We start from the raw sequence: 11,146 nt of genomic DNA, 5'->3' as shown, positions 1-11,146 counted from the left end.
TGAAAGAACGTCGCGTGGCTTCCGCACTGGTATCGCGTCTGAAAATCATGTCGGGGCTGGATATTTCTGAAAAACGTCTGCCTCAGGATGGACGTTTTAATATCCGCGTACTGCACCATAATATTGATGTTCGATTGTCTACCATGCCAGTGCAGTTTGGTGAATCTGTGGTGATGCGTCTGCTTGATCAGACCTCTGGGATACTCCATCTTGAGGCGCTAGGTATGCCGCAGGATCTGCAGTCGCGCTTTGAATATCTGATCCATCGTCCGCACGGACTGGTGCTGGTTACCGGGCCAACCGGTAGTGGTAAAACCACCAGTCTGTATGCCGCACTGTCATTACTGAATCAGCCGGAAAAGAAAATTATTACCGCAGAAGATCCGATTGAATACCGTTTACCCCGGGTGAATCAGGTGCAGGTAAACAATAAAGTAGGGCTGGATTTTGCCACCGTATTACGGGCCTCTCTGCGTCAGGACCCGGACATCGTTCTGATCGGTGAGATGCGTGATCATGAAACCGCCGAAATCGCTTTGCGGGCTGCGATGACAGGGCACATGGTGTTATCCACACTGCACACCAATGATGCGGTATCGACTGTTGCCCGTTTACTGGATATGGGGGTCGACCGCTATCTGGTGGCCTCATCGCTGCGTGCGGTCATGGCACAGCGGCTGATTAAAAAGCTGTGTGTGCATTGTCGCCGTACCCATGAGCCGGACAGTCAGGAAAAAGCCTGGCTGGAAAATCTTGAAGCGGGCAGTTCAGCCGCGGTCTTCCATGCGGCTAATGGCTGTCACCGCTGCCACAATACCGGTTATCAGGGGCGGATCGGGGTTTATGAATTATTGGAAATGAGTCCACAGCTGGTCACTGCATTGCGCACTGACCGGCAACAGGATTTTGCCGATGCTGCGCTGCAGCAGCCAGGCTTCCGCAGTCTGGCGTTACGCGCACTGGATTTTGCCCGGGAAGGGATCACATCTCTGGATGAGGTATTCCGGGTTTCGGCAACACTGGATGAAGGTGTTGATGTATGAGCGATTTTACCTATCAGGGGCGTAATACCGATGGTGATCTGATTAAAGGGAATATCAGTGCACCGTCTTATCAGTCGGCCGTTGAACAATTACAGCAACAGCAGTTGATTATTACCCGGCTGGAAGAAAATACGGTGCGCAACGACAATCGCCAGAAGACCACCGGATTTTTGCGTAAGAAAAACGTCAGCGCTGAAGAATTAATTCTTTTTACCCGGCAACTGTATGCGCTGACAAAAGCGGGCGTTCCTATTCTGCGTGCCATCCGGGGCCTTGCCGAATCAACCACATCTGAAGTGCTGGGTGAGTGTCTGGATAAAATAGCGGAAAGTCTGGTGTCGGGCAGCGATCTTTCCTCTGCATTCCGTCGTCACCCGAAAATATTTTCACCGATTTATGTCAGCCTGCTTCAGGTCGGGGAAAACACAGGTCAGCTGGACTCGGCACTGAAACGTCTGATTGTTCATATTGAATCTGAGCGTGAAACGCGCAAGCGTATGAAAGCGGCGATGCGGTATCCACTGATGGTGATTATTGCCATGAGTGCTGCCATGGTGGTGATTACTTTATTTGTGATACCTGCATTCAGTGGTGTCTTTGCCCGTCTTGGTGCGGAGCTACCACTGCCGACGCGAATCCTGATCGCGGTCTCAGATTTTGTACAGATGCACGGATTTACTTTGCTGGTCGCCTTATTTATTGCGGGCGCATTGACCAGAGTTTATGTCAGAAGCAGTGAAGGAGCGCTGTGGTGGGATAAACAGAAATTACGTATTCCCATTCTGGGCAGTATTTTCGAGCGTATAGCACTGGGGCGCTTTGCCCGTTCGTTTGCCATGATGATGGCGGCTGGTGTGCCTGTACTGCAGAGTCTGCAGACCGTGGCTGAATCCGTCGGTAACCGCTACATCAGTCGTGCAGTACGCGATATGCGCAGCGGCATTGAACGCGGTGACCGGCTGACCAACACCGCAGCTGCCACCGGCTTATTTACGCCACTGGTATTACAGATGATGGCCGTCGGTGAGGAAACCGGGGCCATCGACCGGCTGCTGGATGAGGTTGCGGATTTTTATGATGACGAAATTGATTACGAACTGAAGCAGCTGGCGGATGCCATTGAACCTGTTCTGCTGGTCTTTATGGCGGTTCTGGTTCTGGTGCTGGCGCTTGGGGTGTTTCTGCCAATCTGGGACCTGGGATCAGTCGCCACCGGATCGTCGTCCGGGCGCTGATTTTTCGACATATATTTGTCTTTTTTACGTATTTTATTGTCTGTTTGAGCATAGCCAGCCCGCCGGTCTGGCTTTGCGTCAGTCCACCCCGCATTTATCCGATAATCTGACTATTCTGTTGTTCGTCATTCTTATGACTATTTGTTTTATTTCGTAATTAAGCGGGCAAAACAAATCACCTCAACTAGAGTTAAAAACAGAGGTGAGATCGTATGTATGCCGTGCGCAGAACACCGGGAAATCCATTGTTAAAGATTTCTCTGGTGGTGTGTTTGCTGACAGTCCTGGTGCTGTTGTTGATACGTAATATTTCTGTCGTACTGGAACAGGCGTATCTGGCTCAGGTGCGGGCATCCGCCGCCTCACTGCAGCGGGCTGTACTGGCTGCGAGGGAGCAATGGTATGTCCGTGGTAAGCCTGGTACGGCGATTCCTCTGCATGGTTTTGGTCAGAATAATCTGCTGATGTCAGAAGGTGGTTGGCCAACGGATGCACTGAATCCGGACGAGGTTGTGAATACCGGCTCCGTGGGCAGTGAAGGGAAGGTACTCCCGTCATCCCGTTGTCGCAGGTTGTGGCAGGCGTTGCTGCAGCCGGCGGAGATGACAATAACTGGCTGGAGCGATCTCAGCTGGCAGGCGCAGGAACGGAATGGTCTTTGTGTCTTCAGCTTTGATTCAGTGAACAGCAGGATACAAAGCGCAGAGATTGAATACAGCCCGCAGGACGGGCGGATTAACTACTTTATCCGATAGTATGCAGGAGTCGGAAATATGAAAAACACATCACGCACAATGCAATCCGGTTTTACTCTGATCGAACTGATCATGGTGATTGTGATTCTGGGCATTTTGTCCGCCTTTGCTCTGCCGCGTTTTGCGGACCTTGGTGGTGAGGCCCGTGCGGCATCGATTCAGGCAGCGGCGGGTTCTATCCGTTCTGCAGCCAATATTGCTCATGCGCAGGCTCTTGCGGCAAATACTGCGGCAGCGGGCTCTGTCACTCTTGAGGGGCAGGCGATAACCATGGCCAATTATTATCCGACAGCTAACGCGGCGGGTATTTTGTTGGCAGCACAGATTTCTTCAACAGATTACACCGTTGTTGCTGATACCCCGGCTGCAGGATCCGTTACTGTCCGGGCCACGGGTGCATCAACGCCAACTGGCTGTCAGGTGGTATATACCGAAGCAGCAGCGAACGCGTCACCGTCTGTTGTGGTTACCGTCAGTTCAACGGACTGTTAATCCCCGCTCAGTATGCAAAACAGCCGCGGCTTTACTCTGATTGAACTGATCATGGTGATTATTCTGATCGGTGTGGTCAGCGCCGCGGCATCCTCTCTTTTTACCCGTACCAGCAGTTTCAGTGCTGTTGCTGCCCGCGATCAGATGATTGCCATCGCCACTGTCGCGCAGAAACGCGCACTGGCGGATTCTGCCGCCACACAATCTGTATTTCTTCGTATCATTCAAACTTCCGGGGAGTGGACCCTTGCGGTGCTGCAGGGCACTACCGAACTGAGCACGCTGACCATTCAGCGCAACGGCACGACGCTGACCATTGATGGCACTGCGCTGGCTGACGGAGCGTCGCACAATGTGCGCTATGCCGGTAATGGCTTCACCGGTACAAACCAGACATGGGTGGTCAGTGCCGATCAATCTCATATTCTGTGCATTACCTCTTCGGGTTACTCGCATGATGGTAATTGTCAGCCATAATTAATGCAGCAAACTGTCTTTTATGACAAAACCCCATTATCCAGGAAACGGGTCATGAAAATGTTCCCCCGGCGTTCATTACAGGCTTTTACCCTGGTGGAGATGGTCATCACCATCGTTATCACTGGTCTGGCGCTGACCACCGGACTGAAAGCGTTTTCCCTGCTGGCCGGGCGCAATGCAGACGGGTTGATGCAGACTAAAACACTGGATCTGGCACAGCTCTATCTGGATGAAATTCTGGCAGTGCGGTTTGATGAATCAACCGGCGTGGGAGGCACGCCCACCTTCACAGGATGCCGCATCACCAACGATGGTGAAAATCGCTCCGGCTACGATGATGTCGATGACTACGATGCCATTAATAACGAAGTGCCGGCGTTTGTCGACGCTGACCTTGCTGCTCAGTATGACGGCTTCAGCGTCAGTGTCAGTGTCAGTTGTGATAACTCAGTTGGCGTAAATCCCGGAGGCGCTAAACGAATCGCTCTGAGTATCCGTGCCCCCGATGGTCTGGTCAGTCATTTTTCTGTTTACCGGGGAAATTTCTGATGCCAAAGTTCGCTGCATTTACTCTGGTTGAAATGGTTATGACGCTGATGATCGCCAGCATCATCGCGATCATTTCTGTGAAATTTATTGGTCAGACAACACGCAGTATGCTGGATACGGGGGAACGTCAGCGTCTGGCGGATACGGCGGATATTATCAGCGAGCAGATTTCCCGACGTATCCGCTACGCTTTGCCCGGCAGTCTGCGTGTGACCAACGATGGCAGTTGTATTGAATACATGCCTCTGGTCGCAACCACCGCTTATATCGATCTGGAAAACAACGCCCAGGTCTCCGAAATTAAAGCCGTTCCTTTGTCGGCGACCGAATCATTCAGTGGCTATATCAGTATTTACCCGCTGGTTGGCAATCTGTACAACAAGAACAATAATAATGGGCCACAGACCGTTAATATTGAGACGTTACCGGCAGGTACTGCACCGGTGATTATCAGTCTTTCTCAGCCCCACCGATTTAATCGTGCATCATCGCAAAACCGGCTTTTTATCAGTGCTGATCCGGAAGCCATCTGTCAGGACGGTGAGTGGCTGTATTTGTATCGTGGGTATGGTTTTGTAAATAACGTCAATCAACTGACTGCGGCTTTGCCTGGCAGTTTCGCTACCGGCAGGCAAGTACTTGCCAACAGTCTGCAGGTATCTTCACTGGTTTTTTCTTATTCACCGTCCAGTCAGCGTCGCAATGCTTTGGTAGCGGTCAGTTTTACCATTGCAGATGCCACTGGCAATACGCTGTCTCTTGCTCAGGAGGTGCAGGTCCGTAATGTTCCCTGAGTCCCGATATCATCAATCCGGCTTCGGCTTGCCAGTCGCTGTTTTCGTTATTACCGTACTGGCGGTAATTATTGCTGCCATGGCCGGTATTCAGCAGAACAGTTCACAGTCGTTATCTTTACAGGCAAATTCCTACCGCGCATTTTATGCCGCGGAATCTGGTGCGCAACTGGCACTCAATCTTCTTATTCCTCCGGATGGCAGTGCTGGCAGAAGTTGCAGCCAGTCACCGTATTACACTCAGAGCTTTGCTGTTACTGGTCTGAATAATTGTTCTGTCTCAGTCGCTTGCCGCAGCATCTCAGACAGTGGTGAAAACTATTATATTGTGAGCAGTACTGGTCAATGTGGCTCTGGTATTGATCAGGCTATGCGTCAGGTTGAAGTGATGGTGAAATGATATGAAACGTCACGCGCTGTTATTTTTGCTACTCCTGACCAGCCTTCACTGCTGGTCCCGGGATTATGTCATTGAAAACGGTTCTGTAGCGGATCTTCCTCCCTGCAGTGGCGGTATCTGGTTGCAATCAGGGTCAACATTTAATTGTGCCGGACGGGTTACGCTGAATGCGGGTGATACTCTGGATGTTTCCACATCGCCTGGGGAAATATTAACCGAAGCAACGTTAAGCGCTCGGAATGGTTTTGAATTAAATTCCAACAGTGTCGGCAGTACGGCCAAACCGGTTAATCTGACATCTTCTTATGGCTCTGTAATCATCCGTGGCACGAATACAATCAGTGGTGATATTGCCAGCTCATCAGGAGCCATTGAGATTAATCAGGCAGATATTAATGGTGGGATTACCAGCTATGGGACCCTGTTGCTGGTTAACAGCTATGTTCGTGACGATGTTTCTGCTGCCAATGGCATAACGTTCACGGACTCACAGGTTGATGGCAGTATGACGGCAACCAGTGGTGGCATGACATTCAATGGTGGTGAAGTACGTGGGCAGGTAACCAGTAACTGTTGTGTTATTACTGCGGACGGTACTGATTTTTATGATGGTGTGCGTTCTCTGTCGAATTCGATTTATATCAGTAGTGCAACGATCGCCGGCGATTTTTATGCCGCGAATAATTATGCTGAATTTAATAATGTGACTATGACGGAGGGCAGCATTACCGGAGCAAGCTCGCTGCAGATCAGTAACAGCACCATAGGATCTTCGGCTGCCGAAGTCACTATAACCACTCAGTCGGGCGCCATTACTCTGAACGATACCCGTGCCTACGGCGATCTGACGACTCCCAACTGGAGCAGTATTATTGCCAACGGGTCGTCCATTATTATCGGTACCTGTACACCAAGATCCAGCCCGGCGTCGGCCTGTATGGCAACGCCTCCCTTAACCTGTATCAGTGACAGTTTCGGTCGTTCCTCATTGGGGAGTAATTGGGCTGTGTCCCGCATCAGTGGTGGTTATTCTCCTTCCATTCAGTCCAACCGTCTGTTGCTGACGCAGGATTCCACCAATCAATCTACAGCGGCGACATTACAGCGTCTGTTTCCGGCGCAGAATAATCTGATCATTGTAGAATTTGATCATTACGCCTGGTCGCCCTGGGGCGGGCAGGGAGCGGACGGTATTTCACTGGTATTTTCCGATGCCACGGTGACGCCACAGGCTGGCAGTTATGGTGGTTCATTGGGTTATGCTCAGCGTACCGACGGCAATGCCGGACCGGGGTTCGCCGGTGGCTGGCTGGGCATCGCGCTGGATGAATATGGTAACTTTTCGTCTGCCTCAGAAGGCCGCGAAGGCGGGCCTGGATTTCGGTCAAACTCGGTAGCGGTGCGCGGCTCTGGGGTGGATTATTCCGGCTACCGTTATATTACCGGCGCGCATAATATCAGTCCGTCCATTGACTATCGCTGGTCATGGTGGGGGGCAAACCCAGGCTATCGCTATCGTATTTCTATTGATGCCAGCAGCAGCTCATCGGCAGTGCTGACGGTACAGCGGGATACCGGTTCCGGCTTTCGTCAATTGATCGCTCCCGTGGATGTCAGTACTGCCAGTGGTCAGTCTGCGATTCCTGCCAACCTGTTATTTTCTTTGACGGGCTCCACCGGCAGCTATTCCAATAACCACGCCATCGATAATCTGCAGGTGTGCGCTAATTATATTGAACCAATGAATACGCCGGTTCACCATTTTGAGTTTGTTTATTCCTCCGATGCTCTCAGCTGTTCAGCCCAGGATGTGCTGATCCGTGCCTGTGCCAATGAAAGCTGCAGTTCTCTGTACAACGGTAATGTGCAGATGACGCTGGCGCCTTCGGGCTGGGAAGGTGGCGATACCATCAGTTTCCGCGGTGGTGAAACAACAGAAAAATTATGGAATACCGATGGTGGCAGAGTGGATATTGCCGTACGTTCCTCGCAACCGCTAAGTACCCCCTATGTCGCCAATCTTTGCCGTAAAGATGGTGGTGCAGCATCAACGGACTGCAGTCTGTCTTTTGCCGACAGTGGTTTTATTGTGGATGCCGCAGACTTCACTGCAGGCAAAGGAATAACGGCGACATTGCAGGCCGTAAAAAAAGATGATGCATCACGTCAGTGTGTACCGGCATTCGCTTCTGTGCGCAAAGATGTTTATCTGTGGGGCAGTTACATCAATCCGTCGGGCAGTGGCCGGGTAGCAAGCCTGCCGCTGTTGATCAATGGGCGTGACATTGCCATGAGCGAGGCCGGTGCTACTGCTGGGCGGTTAACATTCGACAGCGAAGGCAAAGCGACATTTAATCTGAATTATTACGATGCCGGCCTGATGCAATTAAATGCCCGTTATCTTGGCAGTGGCGATGATGCCGGGCTGCAGCTGGACGGCAGCCGTCAGTTTGCCAGTATTCCAGCCGGGTTCTGTGTGCAGAGCAGCGGTGAATGCAGCAAAGCGGATGCGACCTGCGATGCTTTTGTTGCCGCCGGAAGCATTTTCCCGTTAAACATTCAGGCCGTCAGTTGGCAGCGGGATGGTGACAGCGACATGTGTCAGGGAAATTCACCAACACCATCTTATGCGCAGGACGGCCTTGCTTTAACCACCACCATCGTTAGTCCGGCAGATGGCAACAGTGGCAGCGTTACACCGGCAAGCTATAACCATAGTAGTGCTGCAGACAATGTGAATAGTGTGAGTGTCAGTGAATCAGAGGTGGGTGTTTTCCGCTTTCGGGTAATGCCATCCACGAGCTACTTTGGTCACACGGTACCGGCCGGAGAAAGCCAGCCTACCGGGCGGTTTTATGCGCATCATTTTTCTGCCAGTACTGTAAATCCAGGTGCCCTTAACGCATGGTGCCATGGCGATCAGGATTTTGTTTACACAGGTCAGGCATTTGACTGGCTGACTGCACCGCGATTACAGCTGACAGCACAGAACGCAGCGGGTGTTACTACTCAGAATTATACGTTACCTGGCTATCAGAAACTGATCGCTGCCGATGTCAGTGTTCTTGCCGCGGCGGTGGATAATTCTGCGCTTGATATTAACAGCAGTCCGTTGGCGTTTAATGCGGATTTAAACAGCGGTGCACTAACTGTTTCTGCGCCAGGTATTATGTTGTATGACCTTAATCCCGGCGATGCCTTTTCTTACGATAAAACAGCAGAAAATAAAATTGCGCCGTTCTCCCCGGATATTCCTTTTTCTCTTAATGCGGCAACGGACAGTGATGGCGCTGCATTAATTTCTGCCCTCACTTTCCAGCCATTGGCAGACTTTGATGTGCGCTACGGGCGGCTCTGGCTGGAAAATGCTTACGGTCCGGAAACACTGGATCTTCCGGTAAATATCCGCAATGAATATTTTGATGGTAACAGGTTTGTGTTGAATACAGCGGATAGTTGCTGGCAATACGATGCCGCCTCAGATGTGACCCTGTCATCCGCCAATGTGACAACGGTTGCAGGTCATGCGGGGCAATTAAGCAACGGTAGCGGTATCGGTGCCATTTTGCTGATGGCCCCTGCTGATGTTCCGGGAGGTATTGGCAATGGCGAAGTGGACCTGACTTACGACGTACCCGTCTGGCTGCAGGATGATTTTGATCTGGATGGCAGTTATGAAAACCCGCAGAGCACAGCAAGCTTTGGTATTTATCGGGGCAATGACAGGGTGATTTACTGGCGGGAAATCCGGGGATTCTGATTGCACAGAATCCCCGTGACGTATTAAGCGGTCGTTAGCGGATTAGCGGATGAAAAAGTGATTATTCATCACCTTCGTCATCGTCATCCCCGCCCGGGCCATCCATATTCAGTTCTTTGATTTTACGTGTCAGCGTATTGCGCCCCCAGCCGAGCAGGTTGGCGGCATCACGACGACGTCCGGCAGTATGTTTCAGAGCCGTTTCAATCATAATGCGTTCAAACACCGGCACTGCGTTATCCAGCAGGTTGGTAACACCGGCGGATAATTGCTGATCAGCCCAGTAACGCAGAGTCTGTTCCCAGTTGCCGGATGTGTGAGTACTGCCCTGTTGATCGAGCAGTTCCGGTGGCAGATCACTGACCAGAACTTCACGGCCGGATGCCATAACAGTGATCCAACGGCAGGTGTTTTCCAGCTGACGCACGTTACCTGGCCAGTCCAGAGAGCTTAAATATTCTTCTGTTTCCGGACGCAGCGTTTTGACTTCAACTTCCAGTTCTTCTGCGGCACGTTTGAGGAAGTGTGTCAGCAGTTTTGGAATATCTTCACGGCGGTCGGCCAGACGTGGCAGATGAATACGGATAACATTCAGACGATGGAATAAATCCTCACGGAAACGACCTTCTTTTACCAGGGTTTCCAGATTCTGGTGCGTCGCCGCGATAATGCGCACGTTCACTTTAACCGGTGTGGTACCACCCACGCGGTAAAATTCGCCATCCGCCAGCACACGCAGCAAACGGGTCTGGGTATCGGCTGGCATGTCACCGATTTCATCAAGGAATAATGTTCCGCCATTGGCCTGTTCAAAACGGCCACGGCGCTGGCCACCGGCGCCGGTAAAGGAGCCTTTTTCATGACCAAACAGTTCTGATTCAATCAGATCTTTTGGAATAGCCGCCATATTCAGGGCGATAAAAGGTTCTGCAGAACGCGGGCTGTGTTTATGCAGGGCGTGGGCAACCAGTTCTTTACCGGTACCGGATTCACCATTAATCAGCACCGTAATATTGGATTGCGACAGACGACCGATGGCACGGAAAACTTCCTGCATGGCCGGTGCTTCACCAATGATTTCGTGTTCTTCTTCGGATTCGACACTTTCCGGAGCGGCTGCGTTCAGCTCTTCAAAATGCGCAATGGCACGCTGAATTAAATTAACCGCCTCATCAACGTCGAATGGCTTTGGCAGATACTCGAAAGCACCCTGTTGATAAGAGGATACCGCGCTTTCCAGATCGGAGTGCGCTGTCATAATAATGACCGGCAGATCCGGATGGGATTCATGGGCGTGACGCAACAGAGTCAGACCATCCATACCTGGCATGCGGATGTCGGAAATAATGGCATCCGGGTGTTCACGCTTAAGGGCAGACAGAGCCGGCTCCGCCTGTTCAAAAACGCGTGTGCGGATATTCGCCTGTTCAAGGGCTTTCTCCAGCACCCAGCGAATGGATTTGTCGTCATCAATAATCCAGACTGTGCTCATAATTATTCCAGCGGTAAATAAATTGAAAAAGTGGTTTTACCAGGGTCACTGGTGAATTCGATAATGCCGTTCTTCTGATTGATAATGGACTGCGAAATAGACAGACCCAGACCTGTACCTTCGGCGCGGCCACTGACCATGGGATA

11 protein-coding genes are annotated in these 11,146 nt (G+C 51.4%); 9 read left to right on the top strand and 2 right to left on the bottom strand.

Going from position 1 to position 11,146, the window contains the following annotated elements; translation table 11 throughout:
• The 9 genes from B2Z72_RS02820 to B2Z72_RS02780 all read left to right on the top strand — a co-directional run.
• Nucleotides 1-1,043, top strand: a 1,043-nt coding sequence (locus B2Z72_RS02820; protein ID WP_297004100.1) for a GspE/PulE family protein, incomplete at its 5' end; no start/stop codon positions are given.
• A complete protein-coding gene (locus B2Z72_RS02815) occupies nt 1,040-2,278 on the top strand; it encodes a type II secretion system F family protein (RefSeq protein WP_296982121.1) in 1,239 nt (412 codons plus the stop codon). The genes B2Z72_RS02820 and B2Z72_RS02815, both read left to right, overlap by 4 nt.
• Nucleotides 2,279-2,523: 245 nt before the next feature.
• Complete coding sequence (locus tag B2Z72_RS02810) at nt 2,524-3,033, top strand: hypothetical protein (protein WP_296982122.1); 510 nt, start codon at nt 2,524-2,526, stop codon at nt 3,031-3,033.
• Between the two features lie 18 nt (nt 3,034-3,051).
• Nucleotides 3,052-3,525 (top strand): type IV pilin protein, encoded by a 474-nt coding sequence (locus B2Z72_RS02805; RefSeq protein ID WP_296982124.1) that lies wholly within the window; start codon nt 3,052-3,054, stop codon nt 3,523-3,525.
• A gap of 12 nt (nt 3,526-3,537) precedes the next feature.
• The gene (locus B2Z72_RS02800; protein ID WP_296982125.1) at nt 3,538-4,002 is read left to right on the top strand and encodes a type II secretion system protein; all 465 of its coding nucleotides are present in this window, start codon (nt 3,538-3,540) and stop codon (nt 4,000-4,002) included.
• 54 nt (nt 4,003-4,056) lie between these two features.
• Nucleotides 4,057-4,554, top strand: a complete 498-nt coding sequence (locus tag B2Z72_RS02795; protein ID WP_296982127.1) for a type IV pilus modification PilV family protein — start codon at nt 4,057-4,059, stop codon at nt 4,552-4,554.
• Nucleotides 4,554-5,348: a hypothetical protein gene (locus B2Z72_RS02790; RefSeq protein ID WP_296982135.1), complete on the top strand. Its 795-nt coding sequence runs from the start codon at nt 4,554-4,556 to the stop codon at nt 5,346-5,348. The genes B2Z72_RS02795 and B2Z72_RS02790 overlap by 1 nt, the downstream gene beginning before the upstream one ends.
• A 28-nt stretch (nt 5,349-5,376) precedes the next feature.
• Nucleotides 5,377-5,748: a hypothetical protein gene (locus B2Z72_RS02785; RefSeq protein WP_296982137.1), complete on the top strand. Its 372-nt coding sequence runs from the start codon at nt 5,377-5,379 to the stop codon at nt 5,746-5,748.
• A 1-nt stretch (nt 5,749) separates the two neighbouring features.
• Nucleotides 5,750-9,508, top strand: coding sequence for a DUF6701 domain-containing protein (locus B2Z72_RS02780; protein ID WP_296982138.1), 3,759 nt, complete (start codon nt 5,750-5,752; stop codon nt 9,506-9,508).
• A gap of 61 nt (nt 9,509-9,569) precedes the next feature.
• Here B2Z72_RS02780 and ntrC read toward each other — a convergent pair whose 3' ends face one another.
• Together ntrC and B2Z72_RS02770 are read right to left on the bottom strand one after the other, a co-directional pair.
• Complete coding sequence (ntrC, locus tag B2Z72_RS02775; protein ID WP_297004098.1) at nt 9,570-11,000, bottom strand: nitrogen regulation protein NR(I); 1,431 nt, start codon at nt 10,998-11,000, stop codon at nt 9,570-9,572.
• Between the two features lie 2 nt (nt 11,001-11,002).
• On the bottom strand, nt 11,003-11,146 hold a 144-nt coding region (locus B2Z72_RS02770), incomplete at its 5' end, for an ATP-binding protein (RefSeq protein WP_297004102.1).

The sequence above is a fragment of the Thalassolituus sp. UBA6592 genome, from assembly GCF_002433655.1.
Classification (GTDB): domain Bacteria; phylum Pseudomonadota; class Gammaproteobacteria; order Pseudomonadales; family Oceanobacteraceae; genus Venatoribacter.
The sequence above is the reverse complement of the archived record's forward strand: the minus strand, read 5'-3'. Positions and strand labels throughout refer to the sequence as shown.

What these genes read in the sequence shown, in the direction of transcription:
- B2Z72_RS02815 (WP_296982121.1), top strand. Translation starts at nt 1,040, where the DNA reads ATGAGCGATTTTACCTATCAGGGGCGTAATACCGATGGTGATCTGATT.
- B2Z72_RS02805 (WP_296982124.1), top strand. Translation starts at nt 3,052, where the DNA reads ATGAAAAACACATCACGCACAATGCAATCCGGTTTTACTCTGATCGAA.
- B2Z72_RS02800 (WP_296982125.1), top strand. Translation starts at nt 3,538, where the DNA reads ATGCAAAACAGCCGCGGCTTTACTCTGATTGAACTGATCATGGTGATT.
- B2Z72_RS02795 (WP_296982127.1), top strand. Translation starts at nt 4,057, where the DNA reads ATGAAAATGTTCCCCCGGCGTTCATTACAGGCTTTTACCCTGGTGGAG.
- B2Z72_RS02790 (WP_296982135.1), top strand. Translation starts at nt 4,554, where the DNA reads ATGCCAAAGTTCGCTGCATTTACTCTGGTTGAAATGGTTATGACGCTG.
- B2Z72_RS02780 (WP_296982138.1), top strand. Translation starts at nt 5,750, where the DNA reads ATGAAACGTCACGCGCTGTTATTTTTGCTACTCCTGACCAGCCTTCAC.
- ntrC (WP_297004098.1), bottom strand. Translation starts at nt 11,000, where the DNA reads ATGAGCACAGTCTGGATTATTGATGACGACAAATCCATTCGCTGGGTG.